The sequence below is a fragment of the Nakamurella antarctica genome (genome assembly GCF_003860405.1).
Classification (GTDB): domain Bacteria; phylum Actinomycetota; class Actinomycetes; order Mycobacteriales; family Nakamurellaceae; genus Nakamurella; species Nakamurella antarctica.
This window is the reverse complement of record NZ_CP034170.1, coordinates 3,126,022-3,142,671: the sequence shown is the minus strand read 5'-3', so window position 1 is coordinate 3,142,671 and position 16,650 is coordinate 3,126,022. Positions and strand designations below refer to the sequence as shown.

Below are 16,650 nucleotides of genomic sequence, written 5' to 3'. Positions count from 1 at the left end.
GAACGGTTCTTAGCGACCACTGGAGGCGGCAGCATCTTTGAAAAACTACGATGACTGCTGCTTGATCTCACCTGGCTATTCGCAAAATCCCAGCTCAGAGTATGCACAGGCACGAAAGTTGAGTAGATCACACTCAACTTCATTTGACACGCGCTCACCTCCAGCGCATAGTTGAGTCATACCCGCTCAACAAGCGCTTAGAGCCACACTGCGCAGTGTCAGCCCGACGCTGCGTGCCCACCTTTTAACGTAGGAGGAACGCATGTCGCGTGCCGTCGGTATTGACCTTGGAACCACCAACTCTGTAGTTGCAGTGCTCGAAGGTGGCGAACCCACCGTCATCGCCAACGCCGAAGGCGCCCGGACCACCCCGTCCATCGTTGCCTTCGCCAAGAACGGCGAAGTTCTGGTCGGCGATGTCGCCAAGCGCCAGGGCGTCACCAACGTCGATCGCACCATCCGATCCGTCAAGCGCCACATTGGCACCAAGTGGACAGTGGACATCGACGGTAAGGCCTACACCCCGCAGGAGATCAGTGCCCGAGTGCTGGGCAAGTTGAAGCGCGACGCGGAAGCCTACTTGGGTGAGCCCGTCACCGACGCCGTCATCACCGTGCCCGCTTACTTCGACGACTCGCAGCGCCAGGCAACGAAGGACGCCGGCGAAATTGCCGGCCTCAACGTACTCCGCATCGTCAACGAGCCCACCGCGGCCGCTTTGGCGTACGGCTTGGACAAGGGCGACAAAGAGCAGACCATCCTCGTGTTCGACCTGGGCGGTGGCACCTTCGACGTCTCGCTGCTGGAAATCGGCGACGGCGTTGTCGAGGTCAAGGCCTCCGCGGGTGATAACAGCCTCGGCGGCGACGACTGGGACGAGCGTGTCGTCAGCTGGCTCGTTGACAAGTTCAAGGCCTCCAGTGGCATCGACCTGACGAAGGACAAGATGGCCATGCAGCGCATTCGCGAAGCTGCGGAAAAGGCCAAGATCGAATTGTCGTCCTCGCTGTCGACCTCCATCAACCTGCCGTACATCACCGTGGACGCCGACAAGAACCCGTTGTTCCTCGACGAGTCGATGTCGCGTTCTGAGTTCCAGAAGATCACCGCCGACCTGCTTGACCGCACCCGCACGCCGTTCCACCAGGTGATCAAGGATGCCGGCGTTACCGTCGCCAAGATCGACCACGTGGTGCTGGTCGGCGGCTCTACCCGGATGCCTTCCGTCACCGAACTGGTCAAGGAACTTACTGGCGGCAAGGAGCCCAACAAGGGCGTCAACCCGGACGAGGTGGTGGCAGTCGGTGCCGCTTTGCAGGCGGGCGTTCTCCGCGGTGAAGTGAAAGACGTTCTGCTGCTTGATGTCACGCCGCTTTCCCTGGGTATCGAAACCAAGGGCGGCATCATGACCAAGCTGATCGAGCGCAACACGACTATCCCGACCAAGCGCAGTGAGACCTTCACTACCGCCGAAGACAACCAGCCGTCCGTGCAAATCCAGGTTTTCCAAGGTGAGCGCGAGATCGCTGCTTACAACAAGAAGCTCGGGATGTTCGAGCTGACGGGACTGCCGCCGGCGCAGCGCAATATCCCGCAGATTGAGGTCACCTTCGACATCGATGCCAACGGAATTGTGCACGTTTCAGCGAAAGACCTTGGTACCGGTAAGGAACAGTCGATGACGATCACCGGCGGATCCGCGCTGCCAAAGGATGACATCGATCGGATGATGCGCGAGGCAGAGGCGCATGCTGACGAAGACAAGGCCCGTAAGGAAGAAGCCGAAGTCCGCAACCAGGCCGAAGCTCTTGTCTACCAAACGGAGAAGTTCGTCAAGGACAACGACGAGAAGCTCCCGGCGGAGCCGAAGGAAAAGGTCAACGAGGCCATCGTTCGGACGAACGCAGCACTCAAGGGCACCGATCTCGTGGAGCTGAAGGCAGCTGTCGAGGTTTTGGCAACCGAATCTCAAGCGCTCGGAAATGCTCTGTACAACCATGAGCAGGCCGCTGGTGCTGCTGCGGGCGAACCCGCAGACGGCGCGGCAAGCGCTGAAGAGGAAATCGTTGACGCCGAAATCGTCGACGACATCCCGGAGAGCGACAAGAAGTGAAGTTCGCCAAAAATGACCCGCAGGACGTCGAAACCGCTGCGGAGGAGGAAGTTTCTGACGAATTCGCGGAGTTGACGGCTCAGCTAGCTGAGCGCACTACCGACCTGCAGCGGGTGTCGGCGGAATATGCCAACTACCGCAAACGGATCGATCGGGACCGCGAAGCCTCCGTCATCAACGCGAAAGCCTCTGTCATCACCGAGTTGTTGAGCGTTCTCGACGATCTCGACCGTGCCCAAGCGCATGGAGATCTGACCGGAGCTTTTAAAGCTGTTGCTGACCGGCTCACCGGTTCGCTGGAAAAGTTGGGCTTGGAGCCGTTCGGCGCCGAGGGGGATGCTTTCGATCCCTCGGCATACGAGGCGGTTCAGTTCGGCACCTCGCCCGATGTCACCTCGCAGGTGGTGACATCGGTGATGCGCCGCGGGTTCTCGTTCAAAGGAAAGCTAATTCGAGCTGCGGTAGTCGGAGTGACCGGCCCGGAGCAGGAAGCCGAGGTAGTCGATTCTGAACGGGTTGGCTCCGAGGTGGCGGATGCCGAATTGGTCGCTGATGACGAGGACCGCGCCGATGACGCAGCATCACGCGCCGAGCAGGCGACGAACGCCGACCCAGGCGTTACTGCGGCAGCATCTGAAGATGACAAGTAGGTTTTGTCTGGTTTGGTAGTACTGGGACGTGATCAGGAAGTTAGTGATGCAGGAAGGGAAGGAGGTGCCGGGTGAGTGCACAGGATTGGATGGAAAAAGATTTCTACAAGCTGTTGGGTGTCTCGAAGTCAGCAACCGCAGCCGAGATAAAGAAGTCCTATCGCCAGCTCGCCCGGGACCACCACCCGGACAAGAACCCGGGTAACAAGCTGGCGGAAGAGAAATTCAAGGGCATCTCCGAGGCCTACGACGTACTCTCCGACACAGCGAAGCGTAAAGAATATGATGAAGCCCGAAGCCTTTACGGCGCAGGCGGAATGCGCCGTCCAGGCCAGGGCCGAGGTGGCCAAGCCGGCGGTGGATTCGACATGAACGACTTGTTGAATAGGCAGGGCGGGGGTGGCGGTTTCAATGTCTCCGACCTGTTTGGTGGAATGTTCAATAACGGCAGCGGCGGTGGCCGGGGGCCACGCCCCGAACGCGGCGCGGACGCCGAGGCTTCGGTGCAAATTTCCTTTGCTGATGCCGTTCACGGCGTTACGGTTCCGCTGCAACTGGGTGAGCGCACCGGTTGCCCGACCTGCCGTGGGAGCGGGGCGAAACCTGGCACCAGCGCACATGATTGCGCCGTCTGCAACGGGCGCGGCTTGGTCACGCGGAACCAGGGTTCGTTCGCATTCTCCGAGCCCTGCGCTGCCTGCCGCGGTACCGGATCGGTGGTCGATGAACCCTGCCCAACCTGTCGCGGCGAGCGCACCATCATCTCCAACAAAACCATCACCACCCGAATCCCGGCCGGGGTCACCAATGGTCAACGGATTCGATTGGGCGGCAAGGGTTCTCCGGGCTCCCACGGGGCGCCAGCTGGCGATTTGCTGGTCACCGTGAAGGTGGCAGCGCACCACCTGTTCGGTCGCAGTGGCGATAATGTGACGTTATCGGTTCCCGTCACGTTTCCGGAGTTGGCGCTGGGCACGTCGTTGCCAATTCCGACCCTGGACGACGGCGGTGGCGTGAAGCTTGTCACGCTGAAGGTACCCGCCGGTACTAAGTCGGGTGGCAAGTTCCGGGTCAAAGGTGCTGGGGTGCAACGCAAAACGGGGGCAGTAGGCGATTTGATTGTTACCGTGGATGTGGCTGTGCCGGCGCGGATGAATAGTCAAGCGACAAAAGCCTTGCAGGATTACGCTGCCGCCCAGACCGATGACCCTCGCGGCGCCATTACTGCGGCGTTGGCTGACGCAGGCTTCGGCCCCACTTCCCCTGCCACCTCGGGGAAGCACCATGCGCCGTCCGGCGGCGAGGCTGGATCGCAGACATGACGCACGCCCGGCAGTCTCGCGAATTCAACGAGCTCACACCTTTGTTCGTCATCTCTGTCGCAGCAGAACTGGCGGGGATGCACGCGCAAACCCTGAGATCCTATGATAGGGAGGGGCTTGTCTCGCCGGGTCGGACCGCTGCCGGTGGGCGGCGTTATTCTCAACGGGATATCTCGTTGCTGCGTGAAGTTCAACGGTTGAGCCAAGAAGAAGGCGTGAATCGCGCGGGGATCAAACGCATCATCGAGTTGGACGCACAAGTGCTCGCCCTGCAGTCGCGCTTAGACGAAATTTCCGATGATTTGGCCGTCACCCACGCACGTCTGCGCGACGCGCAGGCTCATGCGGTTACTTCGGTCGCCGATGCTTCTGCTGCGGTTCACGCCTCCTACCGGCGCGATCTCGTTCCGTGGAAGGCTACGGGCTCCGCCATCATCACGTGGGCTCCCCCCAAGCGACGATCCTGATCGGCTCACGTGTCAGGAGCGGTCTAAGGCTCCGATACCCATGGCAGGCGAAGCAACGACCTCAGAGTGGAGTAGGCCGCGATGACAGCCACCTGGGAAACGTCCGGTTTTCCCAATAGAGTGCTATTTGTCCGTTCTGCGTAAGCAAGTGGTTCCTGCTGCGTCCCTTCCTCATACTCCAAAAACGGGACACTGCTTCCACGGTAGTGACGGTAGAGGGATGGGGGGACCGTCGTGCCTTCGCAACGAGCGCCGCGCGCGGGAGATCCGCAACATCCGAAAGTTAGCCGCCTCGAGCAACTCGTCTCGGCCCAATTCAAGACTGCGCGGCTGGCAAGGTTCTGGACTGTCGCCGAGCTACACCGCCGCATCCCCATTCCGCTCACCTACATGCGGCTCACGAGATTTGAAAACATGCAGGTCAGCTTGGAACCAGAGGTTCTTCAGACCTTGGCGGGCCTTCTTGGACTGCAGCTCGACGTGGTGCTGACCGAGGCGAAGCGACTTCTCTCGGTAGAGGATCGGCTCAGCGCGGTGCCTGCCGAACGTCAGCCGGTGGCTACCCTGCCGAGTATCCGCATTGACGTGGCGCATCTGCTGGCGCGGGACTTGCCCTGGATCCCCCGCCTGGCGGGCATGCTCAGCGTATTTGCCAGCATCAACTCAGACGAGTGGGGAGGCGTTGTGCTCCAGGACCCCTTGATCAGGACGATCGCAGAGCAGGCGGGATTGGACAACCTCCAATGCTGGCAACAGCTCTCGCTCAGCATCCGGCATCCCGACATCGAAGAATGAAAGGCATTGCGGCGCCAGCTAGCCCGCAGATCGAACTGCCAAGGTCGGGGATCGACGGCCGCGCGAGGCTGGTCAGGCGTCATCAGGGATGATGGTGGGGTGAGCAGCCACAGCGTCGAACGCGAAGATAAGTACGAGGTTGAGCAAACCTTTCGGCTTCCTGATCTGACTACTCTGGTGCCGCCCGGCGGAAGGCTTGAGAAGGCCACACGAAGGCTCACCAGCGTCTACTTTGATACGGCAGAGCGGGACCTGCTCGGTCGGGCGATTACGCTCCGCCGGCGGGATGACGATTCTGGCGCCGAGTCCGGATGGCAACTCAAGCTGCCTGCAGGGAACGCACGCACCGAGTTGTCCTCTCCTGCAACGGAAAGCCGGGTAGCCGTTCCCCACGAACTTGCAGAGTTGTTGACAGGCATTCGGCGGGGTCGCGTCCTTCGGCAGTTCGCAACTCTTCGGACGGAACGCCGCGCCACCCGGATCTGGAGTGGCGAAGGTGAATTGATGGTCGAAATTGCTGATGACCATGTGTTCTCTGCGGCGACGGGAGGCGCAGGTGCCCGCCTGGATCAATGGCGAGAGGTCGAAGCGGAACTGGGTCCCGCGGGCAACGAAAAGTTGCTCCTCACAGTGGGGAAGCTGCTCAGGCGCGCTGGCGCCATCCCGTCGAGAAGTGCCAGCAAGGTAGCCCGAGCGACCGGACGTGATCTGCCTGCCGCGGCCAACGACGGAGTGCGGGACGCTTCACGTAAAACTAAATCTCGTGGTGAGCCGCCACTGACTGCAGCAGAAGTGATGCGCCGCTACTTCGCCCAGCAAGATGACGTCCTGGTAATGGGAGACTTGGCGCTGCGACGAGGAGAACCCGCCATTCATTCCACCCGTGTTGCCACACGCAGGCTGCGCAGCACCCTGCGGATTTTCCGTGCGCTGCTCGAAGAGCCACGAGCTGCCGCTTTTGATGCCGAAGTGCGTTGGTATGCCTCAGTTCTTGGCAAGGTGCGGGACCTCGAAGTACAGCGGACGCGGTTGCTAGCAGCCGTTGCTGAGCTACCGCCGGGGTGGGTGGTGGGACCAGTCGTGCTTCGGATTGAGGACTATATGAAAGAGGCACTGGAAACAGCGTTGACCGAGCTGCGGCAGGCCATGGCTACGCCGACTTACATTGCGCTGCTGGAAGAGTCGGAGTTGTGGGCCGTCGAACCCGCCATCAGCCGGCGGGGAGAAAGCGGAACAAAGATTCTGCTACGCAAGGTGAAGGCAGCCGAACGCAAGACCGACAAACACCTTGAGGCTGGGTTGGCGGGGAAGGCCGGTGCTCAGGAGGAGGAAATGCACGAAGCCCGCAAATCCGCGAAGCGAGCCCGCTATGCAACGGAGCTGCTGGAGCCCGTCATCGGAGGTAAGCAGGTAAAGCGCCGAGCACACAAGCACACTCGCCTGCAGGAGCTTCTCGGCGAACATCAAGACAGCGTGGTGGCAGCCGCACTTCTCTGCGATCTTGGTGCTGCAGCAAGTGCTCACGGTGAGGACGGATATACCTTCGGACTCCTGTTCGCACGGGAGAAAGCAATAGCACAAGCAACTCTCGAAGCCACACGCAGACTGTGAAACAGTGCCGCGACCCGGTGTGTCAGGCGAGAGCTGGGTAGATAGTTACTTCCATTGCTTTGACAACAAAATAGACCTTCTTGCCAGGAACAAGGTCGAGTTCCGCTGCGGCTACTGCAGTGATGTCTGCGATCAAACCCGCGGCGCCACTGTGACTGTCGGTGCTATGGACACGTACAAGATCACCGCGTGGCTCTAACTGAGCGATGATGACGGGAACCTGGTTACGCGGGCTGCCGCTGGTGCTCTCGACGTGGACGGAGACCGCACTCGGACGGAACAATGCAACAGCTGCGCCCAAGTTTTGGCATGCGGGGTCAACGAGTCCGAACACCCGCTGGCCATCGGGTGCGAGAAGGTGGCCCTCGGTCACGGTCCCGCTAATGAGATTCATCCCAGCAATTCGCGCAGCGAAGGCAGACCGCGGCCGACTGATAATCTCTTTCACCGGACCGTCTTCGGTAATCCGACCGTTTTCGATGATGATGGCGCGGTCGGCCAATGCAAGCGCGTCGAGCAAGTCGTGGGTGACGAGCACGGCGGTCCGGCCTGTGCCGCGAAGTACCTGCCGCAGGAGCACTCTCAGTGCTGGTGATACGGCGACATCGAGTGCTGCCATGGGCTCGTCGAGCAGCAGCAGTGACGGGTCGGCGGCGAGGGCGCGGGCAATAGCTATCCGCTGCGCCTGACCACCAGAGAGCTGATGGGGCTTGCGGTCTGCGAACTCGCTCGCATCTACCCTGCCAAGCCACTTCTGAGCGAGGTCGTTCGCGGCGCTGCGCTTCATTCCCCGACTTCGAGGGCCGAAGGCAACATTGGCCAGTGCTGTGAGGTGTTCGAACAAGAGAGCCTGCTGCGCCAGCAGCACCACTCCGCGTTGGTGCGGTGGGACCCAAATGTTGGCCTCCCTATCCACGAGTACTCGTCCATCGAGGCTGATCGCGCCACTGTCGGGCTTCTGCAAGCCAGCGATCAAGGAAAGTAGGGTCGATTTGCCTGCGCCGTTGGGACCGAGAACAGCGACAACCTCTCCCGCGCGAAGGGTGAGTTGCAGGTCAACACCCCGCTCGGCGATGCTGGCCCGAAGCACCAGCTCGCCGGTCAAGGCCGACGCGCCATGCTCACGGCTGGGGTGGATCGTCATAGCACCGCTCCGCTGCGGCTGCCGGCGTCGCTGCCCGCGCGGGCCGCGATAACAATGACGACGGCTACCACCACCAACACCAGCGACAGTGCCACCGCCGCGTCGGCGTCGCTTTCACGTTGCAAGTAAATTTCCAAGGGCAGAGTGCGGGTGACGCCTTGTAGACTGCCAGCGAACGTGAGGGTTGCACCAAACTCACCGAGAGCCCGTGCAAAAGCAAGGACGGCGCCAGAAATGAGACCGGGCAGTACAAGCGGAAGCGTCACGCGGCGCAGCACGACGCCCGGGGAGGCGCCCAAAGTTGCCGCGACGGCCTCGTAACGACGCCCGGCGCTACGGAGTGTCCCCTCGAGGCTGAGGACGAGAAACGGCATGGCCACGAATGTTTGAGCCAGAATCACTGCGGTGGTGGAGAAGGCGATTCGGATGCCGAGGATATCCAGCTGCTTGCCGATGAGCCCCTGTCGGCCAAAGGTGTACAGCAGTGCGATGCCGCCCACTACGGGTGGAAGTACCAGCGGCAGAAGGACTAAAGATCGAAAGACGTTGAGGCCAGGGGTGTTTCGGGGTGTACGGGCTAACACTAAAGCCAGAGGTACGCCGAAGACGATGCACAACCCCGTGGAAATGGCCGCAGTGTGCAAGCTTAATTTCAGCGCTGCGATGGACGAAGGCGAGGTTACTAAGGTCCAGAATTGCGACCACTGGACGCGAAGTAGCATCGCGACGAGCGGGGTCACGATAAACAGGCCTGCGATGGCAGCTGGCACATAGACCCAGCGGGGCAGGTTGGCGCCGCCGCTGGCCTGCAGCCCACCGAAGAAAATGCCTCTACGCCTGCCGGAAGCGCGGGGGGCTTCGTCTGGCTCAGGGGTCATGCTCTGATTATCGCGTGGCGGGGGCCGCAGGTGCGAGCGCAACGGTCAGATTAGGGCGCGGGCGCGAAACCGGATGCCGAAAGGACTTTCTGGCCCTGCGCCGACTTGACGAGTTCGATAAATTTTGCGGCAAGCGCCGCCTGGGTGGAGCCCTTGATCGCAACAATGGGATACGTGTTCACCGCTGACGAAGATTCTGGAAACGCGATGGTGGCAACCTTATCGCCGGCGCCGGAGGCATCGGTGACGTAGACAAGGCCGGCGTCAGCCTCGCCGGCGGTGACCTTGTTCAGCACGTCGGTGACGGAGGATTCCTCGCTGACTGGGCTGAGGGTGATTCCGGATGCGTCCGCAACCTTTTTCGCAGCGGAGCCACATGGCACCTGCGGCGCGCAGATCACCAAGTTGAGCCCTGGTTTTGCCAGGTCCGCGAAAGAGGTGATCCCGGCCGGATTGGTAGGCGGAACCACGATTGTCAGGGTGTTGGTGGCGAAGTTGACGGGGGTTCCTTCGGTGACGCCACCTTCGGTGGCCTTGGTCATGTTCTTGGTATCGGCGGAGGCGAATACGTCCGCCGGCGCGCCGCCGATCAGCTGCGTCACCAGATCAGAGGATCCGGCGAAGCTGAAGATGACATCCGATCCCGGGTTTGCTGCCTTGAACTGCTCGCCGATCTCAGTAAAGGTTTTTTTCAAGGAGGCTGCGGCGAACACGGTGATGGTGCCAGCGGCCACGGGAGCGCCGGAGGCTGTAGCCGGTTCTGATGTCGTACCGGAGGCGGTCGAGGCGGCAGAGGTAGGCGTTGCTGCGGCTGCTGCAGACGAAGTGGGTCCGGCGCTGCTAGCGGGGGTTGATGTCTGGGACGCGCTGGACGCAGCGGGGGCCGCGACTTGGGACGAGGCTGCAGGGGACAGCGTCACCATTGGCGCATCCGAGGAGCTGCAAGCGGTGAGGACCGCTGTTGCGGCGAGGAGAGCAACAAGGGCGTAGGGCCGAATCGACATAAAGGAGACTCCGAAAGATTGGGAACCGCTAGTGCGGGTCATTTGACACTCTACCCGCGCATTTGCGGACCGCGCAGCTCCCTGGGGAGCCGTCGCCGCACAGCAGCGCTTCGTCATCCACCTGCCTTGTGCTCGGTGCGGGTCAGCCTCGTGGACGTGCAGCCGCCACCAGCGGGCACTGGAACGGGTCGCGCGCGCCGAGTCCGACCTTGTTGAGGTAGGAAATCACGATCCGGTAGGAGTGGCGCAGCGTGGTTTCGGTGTAGGCAACACCCTGCGCTTGGCAGAATGGCCGGACCAGCGCTTGGGCACGCCGCAGATTCGGTCGGGGCATGCTGGGGAAGAGGTGATGCTCGATCTGAAAGTTCAGGCCGCCCATCATAAAAGTGTTGAACCTGGTGCCCACGATATTTCGCGACATCAAGACTTGGCGACGAAGGAAATCAAGTTTCGCCTCGGGCGGCAGGACCGGCATCCCCTTGTGGTTCGGGGCGAACGAGCACCCCATATATACGCCGAACACCGCGAGCTGGATCGCCAGGAACGCCACGGCCTTGCCGGGGGAGAGGACCAGGAACAGCGCCGCGATGTACCCGCCCAGGCGCAGGAGCACGAGGCTCAGCTCGGTCCACCGGTTCTTGATGGGTTCGCGACCTAGTAGCGCGACAAATGCCTGGAAGTGGAGGTTGAGCCCCTCAACGGTCAGGATGGGAAAGAACCACCACCCCTGACGAGCTCTCATCCAGCTGATCACCGGGTTGGACGAGACCTTTTCCGGCGGATAGAAGTGCAGCACGGCAAAGTCGATATCGGTGTCGCGGCCTATCTGATTGGGGGCTGCGTGATGCTTAGTGTGTTTCTTTGTCCACCACGCCACACTAATTCCGACGCCGAGGTTGGCGAGGATGACGGCGGCCCTGTCGTTCGCCTTGCCCGAGACAAAGATTTGTCGGTGCGCTGCGTCGTGGCTCAAGAAGGCCAGATGGGTCAACACGATTGCGAGGGCCGCGGCGACGAGAAGCTGATACCAAGAGTCGCCGAGCAAGCCAAAGATCACTCCTAGCCCGCCGAGGACGCCGAGGGTGAGGGCAATCTTTGCGGCGTAATAGGTGTAGCGACGGTGTAACAATCCTGCCTCGATGACGACCTTCAGTAGGGACGAGAATTCTGTGGGAGGACGCACGTGAGTCGAGGGCTTCGGCACGCGGACATGACGTGGGGATGCCGTGCCCGTCGTCATCGGAGACCTGTGGCAGTAGCGAATGGCTGGGCGAGAGGAATAGCGAGGATCAAGGCGACGCTCCGGACTCCCGGTCGCGGGGCAGACCGGCCTGAATTCGCCGACAACGACAACAGCGTGAGTGCTGCGGTTCGAAATATTCCCGACTTGGTCAAGTGTACGCAAAGTAACTTAGGCCACCCGAAAGGATCTGACGCGCAGCACGAACATCGCGGGTCTGGGAAGCGATTTTCGCCGAGAGCCCATGGGGGGTGGATACGGCACCAGGGTGTGCGGTGGGGGTGGTATCGATCCCGGTCAGGCCAAGCGGCAAGATCAGGCTGGTAGGGGTATACCGAGCGCCTTGAGCGGGGTATGCTCAACTTTACTAAATGTAACTACTCAAGTACAAGCCACAAGCGCCGCACCCCCTGCGACGCAATTTCGGAACTGCCGAAAGGTCACTTCAATGAACACGGATCTCCTCACCACCCGCAGCCGCGAAGTCCTTGCCGGTGCGATCACTACAGCAACCGCGGCGGGCAACGCCACACTGGAACCCGCACACCTGCTCGCCGCACTCCTCACGGTGCAAGGATCGACAGCTCCCGAACTCCTTCGTAGTTTGGGCACCGACCCCGGCGTCATTCGCGATCGCAACCAAAAGACGCTCAGCGCATTTCCGGTCTCCCAGGGATCCACGGTTGCGCAGCCGCAAATGTCGCAAGCAGTGGCCAACATTCTCTCCAGTGCCGAGCAGATCATGCGAGCCAACGGTGACGAGTTCCTCTCCACCGAGCACCTGCTCACCGCCCTGGCGAAGCCGCCGACGGCAACAGCCGCGCTGCTGGGCGAACTCGGCGTCACCGAGGCTGCCGTCATCGCTGCTTACCCCACGGTCCGCGGTGGCGACCGTAAAGTCACCTCCGCGGACCCGGAGGGCAGCTATCAGGCACTCACAAAATATGGAGTTGACCTGACGGAGTTGGCCCGTGAGGGGAAAATCGACCCTGTCATCGGCCGGGATGCTGAGATTCGGCGTGTAATCCAGGTCCTTTCGAGGCGCACGAAGAACAACCCCGTGTTGATTGGCGAGCCGGGGGTCGGCAAGACCGCGGTGGTCGAGGGTCTGGCCCAGCGGATCGTCGCCGGCGATGTCCCAGAGTCGCTACGGGGCAAAAAGTTGATCTCGCTGGACCTCGGTGCGATGGTCGCCGGGGCAAAGTTCCGCGGCGAATTCGAAGAGCGACTCAAGGCAGTTCTGGATGAAATCACCGGCTCCAATGGACAGGTGGTCACGTTCATCGACGAACTGCACACGGTGGTGGGGGCGGGCGCCAGCGGCGACGGCGCGATGGACGCGGGCAACATGCTCAAGCCCATGCTGGCCCGCGGAGAGTTACACATGGTGGGGGCCACCACTCTGGATGAGTACCGCACCAGCATTGAAAAAGACCCGGCCCTCGAACGTCGCTTCCAGCAGGTCCTCGTTGGTGAGCCGAGCGTCGAGGACACGATCGGCATTTTGCGCGGCCTCAAGGAGCGCTATGAGGCGCACCACGGGGTTCGGATTTCCGATGCTGCCGTCGTCGCTGCCGCTACCCTTTCCGACCGCTACATCACCGCGCGGTTCCTGCCGGATAAGGCAATCGACCTGATCGACGAGGCAGCCTCGCGACTACGGATGGAGATCGACTCCCGCCCGGTGGAGATCGACGAACTGCAGCGCAGCGTCGACCGGTTGAAGATGGAAGAGCTGGCATTGCAAAAGGAATCGGATGCGTCTTCGAAAGAGCGGCTGGGCAGGCTGCGCATGGACCTCGCCGACCGCGCCGAACAACTCGGCGAGCTCAACGCCCGTTGGGAGCGTGAGAAGTCGGGGCTCAACCGAGTGGGCGAGCTCAAGAAAGAACTCGACGAATTGCGGATGGCGGCCGACAAGGCCCAGCGGGAGGCCGATCTGGCAAAGGCGTCCGAACTGCTGTATGCGCGGATACCGGCATTGGAGCGGGAGTTGGCAGCCGCCGCCACAGAAGAATCCCACCACGCCGACGGCGATCCGATGGTGAGCGAAGAGGTTGGCGCGGATGATATTGCGACCGTGGTCGCTGCGTGGACCGGCATTCCCGCCGGCCGGATGCTTGAAGGTGAAACCGAGAAGTTACTGAGGATGGAATCGGAACTAGGCCGGAAAGTGGTGGGACAAAAGCAGGCTGTTACCGCTGTTTCCGATGCCGTGCGCCGGGCCAGGGCTGGTATTTCGGACCCCGACCGCCCTACCGGCTCGTTCTTGTTCCTCGGCCCCACCGGTGTGGGAAAGACGGAACTTGCCAAGGCGCTTGCGGATTTTCTGTTCGATGACGCGCGCTCAATGATTCGCATCGATATGAGCGAATATTCGGAGAAGCATTCGGTAGCAAGGCTTGTCGGAGCGCCACCCGGTTACGTGGGGTACGACCAAGGTGGCCAGCTCACCGAAGCCGTCCGACGTCGGCCCTATTCCGTGGTGTTGCTTGACGAGGTGGAAAAGGCCCACCCCGACGCTTTCGACATCCTGTTGCAAGTGCTCGATGACGGTCGACTCACCGACGGGCAGGGGCGGACGGTCGATTTTCGCAACACCATCCTGATCTTGACCTCCAACCTCGGGTCGCAGGCACTCATCGACCCCATGGTTCCCGAGGATCAGCGCGAGAACATGGTGATGGCAGCAGTTCGTAGCGCCTTTAAGCCAGAGTTCATCAATCGGCTCGACGACGTCGTTTTCTTCCGCTCTTTGGACCTGCGGGAATTGTCCGGCATCGTTGATATTCAGATTGAGGCGATGGCGACGCGGCTGGCGGCTCGCCGACTGCACCTCACCGTCCGTCCCGATGCGCGAGAATGGTTGGCACGTAATGGCTTTGATCCCCTTTACGGGGCGCGCCCGCTGCGCAGGTTGATCCAGACGAGCATTGGCGATCAGTTGGCGAAGTCGTTGTTGGCGGGCCAGATCCGCGACGGTGAAACCGTGGTGGTGGCATTGGATGTAGAGGGAAATAAGCTCGATGTGAGCGCGCTGCCCGGTTAGCGCGCCACCTGCAGGTGGGACGGCCGCAGGTGGGACGCCCGCAGGTGGGACGCCCGCAGGTGGGACGCCCGCAGGTGGGACGCCCGCAGGTGGGACACGTCGCAGCCAGTCAGCCCATTTCGCCGTGGACGTTCTCGCGCTCGCGGCTGCTGCCGCGGCGGTGTGGCCCACGATGCCCTCCGGTGGGCGCTTCAGGGGCCCGGTAGACGCTCGTCGTCTTTCCGGTACCCATGGCGGTGGGACGGTGCGACGGTAACGCGGCGTGGCCGGCCCCCCTGCGGGTCCGGCCCTTTCGTTGTGCGAGATCTGCCTCGGCTGCGGCCGCGAGTGCCCAGAGCTCCCCGCGGTTGCGCACTGAACCGCTGGCATGGCCCATGGACACCGTGAACGAGAGGCGAATGTTGGTGACCGCGGCAGTGAGGTAGTCCACCAGCAGCGGGTCTTCTCGACCCGGCAGCACCACCACAAAACGGTCTCCGCTGACCCGGCATACCGCGGGGACTCGTCCCGGCGGTACCGACTGGGGGCGGGAAAATCCTGCAGGAAACGCCGCAGGCCCGTATCCAGGGCGATGGCCAGCGCCTTCAGCACCCTATCCCCGTGGAGGTGGCCGGAAACGTCGTTGAGTTCTTTAAAGTGGTCGACGTCGACCTGGATGGCATACAGGTGCCCCGGGTCGGTGTCATCCGCAGTAGACTGCAGGCCCATTGCCTGTTGGAGTCCGGCGCGGTTCGCTACCCCGGTCAGCGGATCGACTGACGACAGCGTCAGAAGTTCGACGTCGATAGCCTCGGCCCTGCGGTGCATCCACGCCAGAACAACAGGGGTAATGCTGACAAAAGCGCCCGCCATAATGCTGCGTTGTAGCCAGAGGAAAAAGTGTTCGTTTTCGTTGCTCAGCGACGCAATTCCCGCGCAGATGAAAGTAAGCGGGTACTGGAAAGCCATCAGCTTGGGGATGCGCAACGTGGAGGCGATGAGCAGCGCGATACCGATGAGAGCGAAACCAACCAAGCGCAGGTCAAGCACCGGTATCGCCAATACGGTGAGCATCACGCTCAATTCGGAAGCAAACACCCCGGTCACAACAACCCACTGCTTGAATCGGTGTCCCCACTTGATGGTGACCGCTCCGAACACGAACATCGAGGCGTAGGCGATGAAAAGGTAGGGGATCAGCGCAGATCCATGGTCGATCGCCACGTTGGTTACGTAGCAAATAGTGCCGACCAGGGAGCCGATAATGTACATCGTCCCGCCCAGCCGTGCTGATGGGATAAGCGCTCGGGCCTTACGGTCGAGCGGCTGGCTGATTGATGTACCGGGAACGGGACTGGGGGCAGCCTGTGGGCGGCTAGTCGCCTGGGCGAGCGCCTGCACGGGAATCGCCGCACTGGCCAGGTGGGCGCGATCGCCGCTGAAGAGCGGCGAGATCCGCATGATGCGGTCGCGGCCGCTTTGCTTGGCCTGATACATCGCGGAATCGGCAAGGCTCAACGCAGACCACAGCGCAGGCGCGTCCACGACGGAATCGGGTGCGATATCGACAATGCCGATGCTTACGGTGAGCCCTGGGTGCAGCCCCTGACCGACGAAAGCATGTATTGCTTGGGCGATCGGCTCTGCGGCACCGTTCACCACCACGACGAGTTCTTCGCCACCGACTCGTGCGGCCAGGCCAGCTGAGCCGGCTTGCTCGCCCACCAAATCGCAGACGCGCTGCAGCACCAAGTCGCCGTATCGGCTTCCCCGTTCATCATTAATTTTGGAGAAATGGTCGATGTCGATCATCACCATGCCGAGCTTGGTACCAGCGGAAAGGGCCCGCTCACGCAACTCCGGGAACGCGGCGACCAAGCCACGCCTATTGAGCAGTCCGGTCAGTTCGTCCGTGTTGGAGGCTCGGCGCAGATCGGCGTACCGCTCGCGTCCGCTGAGCCACACCCGTCGCGTCCACGTCATTGGTGTGACGAGTGCCCATGCGTACACGAGCGGCACCAGCCATTCTTCGGCGCCGGTGGCCCAGGACAACATGACGCCAATGCCAACGGCGGGTGCGATGAACAGCGCTAAGCGAAAAGGCACCTTCCCCATCGCCGACGCCGACACGAGCCCAGGTATGAGGAGGAGCAAGATCCAGCCGCGGGTGGGTGCGCCCGGCACTGCCGTGGCGGTGATGAAAAGTGGTACCGCCAACAGCAACAGCAGTAAAACCACTTCAGCGGTGTGGTTACGGGCCCTGCGCGTGTAAAACGGTAGCGCCGAGGCAACCAGCAGAACCGCGCTGAGCAGTGCCAAGATCGTGGTCGGGGCGCCGGGTCTGACTTGCGAGAGCAGCATAGGTGGAATCAGCAGGCCGACGGTGACCAGGATGCCG

The 16,650-nt window shown here is 61.8% G+C and carries 13 protein-coding genes and 1 pseudogene; 8 read left to right on the top strand and 6 right to left on the bottom strand.

Translation table 11 applies throughout. The features are described 5' to 3' along the window. Nucleotides 1-262: 262 nt before the first annotated feature. The 6 genes from dnaK to EH165_RS14110 all read left to right on the top strand — a co-directional run bounded on the left by dnaK (nucleotide 263) and on the right by EH165_RS14110 (nucleotide 6,958). A complete protein-coding gene (gene dnaK, locus EH165_RS14135; RefSeq protein WP_124800013.1) occupies nucleotides 263-2,113 on the top strand; it encodes a molecular chaperone DnaK in 1,851 nt (616 codons plus the stop codon). Then, on the top strand, nucleotides 2,110-2,763 hold the full coding sequence (gene grpE, locus EH165_RS14130; RefSeq protein WP_124800012.1) for a nucleotide exchange factor GrpE: 654 nt from the start codon (nucleotides 2,110-2,112) through the stop codon (nucleotides 2,761-2,763). Before dnaK ends, grpE begins: the two co-directional genes overlap by 4 nt. 71 nt (nucleotides 2,764-2,834) lie before the next feature. Beyond that, a complete protein-coding gene (gene dnaJ, locus EH165_RS14125) occupies nucleotides 2,835-4,085 on the top strand; it encodes a molecular chaperone DnaJ (RefSeq protein WP_124800011.1) in 1,251 nt (416 codons plus the stop codon). Then, nucleotides 4,082-4,552 carry a heat shock protein transcriptional repressor HspR gene (locus tag EH165_RS14120; protein ID WP_124800010.1) on the top strand — a complete coding sequence of 157 codons (471 nt, stop codon included), beginning with the start codon at nucleotides 4,082-4,084 and terminating at the stop codon, nucleotides 4,550-4,552. Before dnaJ ends, EH165_RS14120 begins: the two co-directional genes overlap by 4 nt. A 234-nt stretch (nucleotides 4,553-4,786) precedes the next feature. After that, nucleotides 4,787-5,347 carry a hypothetical protein gene (locus tag EH165_RS14115; RefSeq protein WP_124800009.1) on the top strand — a complete coding sequence of 187 codons (561 nt, stop codon included), beginning with the start codon at nucleotides 4,787-4,789 and terminating at the stop codon, nucleotides 5,345-5,347. Nucleotides 5,348-5,446: 99 nt separating this feature from the next. Then, on the top strand, nucleotides 5,447-6,958 hold the full coding sequence (locus EH165_RS14110; protein WP_164479250.1) for a CYTH and CHAD domain-containing protein: 1,512 nt from the start codon (nucleotides 5,447-5,449) through the stop codon (nucleotides 6,956-6,958). A 22-nt stretch (nucleotides 6,959-6,980) separates the two neighbouring features. Here EH165_RS14110 and EH165_RS14105 read toward each other — a convergent pair whose 3' ends face one another. From EH165_RS14105 to EH165_RS14090, 4 genes are all read right to left on the bottom strand, one after another. After that, a complete protein-coding gene (locus EH165_RS14105) occupies nucleotides 6,981-8,102 on the bottom strand; it encodes a sulfate/molybdate ABC transporter ATP-binding protein (RefSeq protein ID WP_124800007.1) in 1,122 nt (373 codons plus the stop codon). Then, nucleotides 8,099-8,980, bottom strand: coding sequence for an ABC transporter permease (locus EH165_RS14100; RefSeq protein ID WP_124800006.1), 882 nt, complete (start codon nucleotides 8,978-8,980; stop codon nucleotides 8,099-8,101). The genes EH165_RS14105 and EH165_RS14100 overlap by 4 nt, the downstream gene beginning before the upstream one ends. A 50-nt stretch (nucleotides 8,981-9,030) precedes the next feature. Further along, nucleotides 9,031-9,984, bottom strand: coding sequence for a molybdate ABC transporter substrate-binding protein (gene modA / locus EH165_RS14095; RefSeq protein WP_422392160.1), 954 nt, complete (start codon nucleotides 9,982-9,984; stop codon nucleotides 9,031-9,033). A gap of 142 nt (nucleotides 9,985-10,126) precedes the next feature. Then, complete coding sequence (locus tag EH165_RS14090; RefSeq protein ID WP_124800005.1) at nucleotides 10,127-11,224, bottom strand: fatty acid desaturase family protein; 1,098 nt, start codon at nucleotides 11,222-11,224, stop codon at nucleotides 10,127-10,129. A gap of 448 nt (nucleotides 11,225-11,672) precedes the next feature. On the opposite strand from EH165_RS14090, the gene clpB reads away from it, so the two are divergent. Continuing rightward, the gene (gene clpB / locus EH165_RS14085) at nucleotides 11,673-14,273 is read left to right on the top strand and encodes an ATP-dependent chaperone ClpB (protein ID WP_124800004.1); all 2,601 of its coding nucleotides are present in this window, start codon (nucleotides 11,673-11,675) and stop codon (nucleotides 14,271-14,273) included. 109 nt (nucleotides 14,274-14,382) lie between these two features. On the opposite strand, the gene EH165_RS15545 is transcribed toward clpB, so the two are convergent. Both EH165_RS15545 and EH165_RS16935 read right to left on the bottom strand, forming a co-directional pair. Next, on the bottom strand, nucleotides 14,383-14,736 hold the full coding sequence (locus EH165_RS15545; RefSeq protein ID WP_164479023.1) for a hypothetical protein: 354 nt from the start codon (nucleotides 14,734-14,736) through the stop codon (nucleotides 14,383-14,385). A 77-nt stretch (nucleotides 14,737-14,813) separates the two neighbouring features. Then, nucleotides 14,814-16,130 (bottom strand): annotated as a pseudogene (locus EH165_RS16935) (diguanylate cyclase); the annotation flags it as partial. Between EH165_RS16935 and EH165_RS15530 the strand changes: the two are divergent. Next, entirely contained in the window at nucleotides 16,054-16,524 is a 471-nt protein-coding gene (locus EH165_RS15530; RefSeq protein ID WP_164479021.1) for a hypothetical protein, read from the top strand. The pseudogene EH165_RS16935 and the gene EH165_RS15530 sit on opposite strands and share 77 nt — an antisense overlap. Nucleotides 16,525-16,650 lie beyond the last annotated feature (126 nt).

Bases quoted from the DNA above. Each gene is read 5' to 3' on its own strand.
- dnaK (WP_124800013.1), top strand. From the start codon at position 263: ATGTCGCGTGCCGTCGGTATTGACCTTGGAACCACCAACTCTGTAGTT.
- EH165_RS14120 (WP_124800010.1), top strand. From the start codon at position 4,082: ATGACGCACGCCCGGCAGTCTCGCGAATTCAACGAGCTCACACCTTTG.
- EH165_RS14105 (WP_124800007.1), bottom strand. From the start codon at position 8,102: ATGACGATCCACCCCAGCCGTGAGCATGGCGCGTCGGCCTTGACCGGC.
- EH165_RS14100 (WP_124800006.1), bottom strand. From the start codon at position 8,980: ATGACCCCTGAGCCAGACGAAGCCCCCCGCGCTTCCGGCAGGCGTAGA.
- modA (WP_422392160.1), bottom strand. From the start codon at position 9,984: ATGTCGATTCGGCCCTACGCCCTTGTTGCTCTCCTCGCCGCAACAGCG.
- EH165_RS14090 (WP_124800005.1), bottom strand. From the start codon at position 11,224: ATGACGACGGGCACGGCATCCCCACGTCATGTCCGCGTGCCGAAGCCC.
- clpB (WP_124800004.1), top strand. From the start codon at position 11,673: ATGAACACGGATCTCCTCACCACCCGCAGCCGCGAAGTCCTTGCCGGT.
- EH165_RS15530 (WP_164479021.1), top strand. From the start codon at position 16,054: ATGTCGATCATCACCATGCCGAGCTTGGTACCAGCGGAAAGGGCCCGC.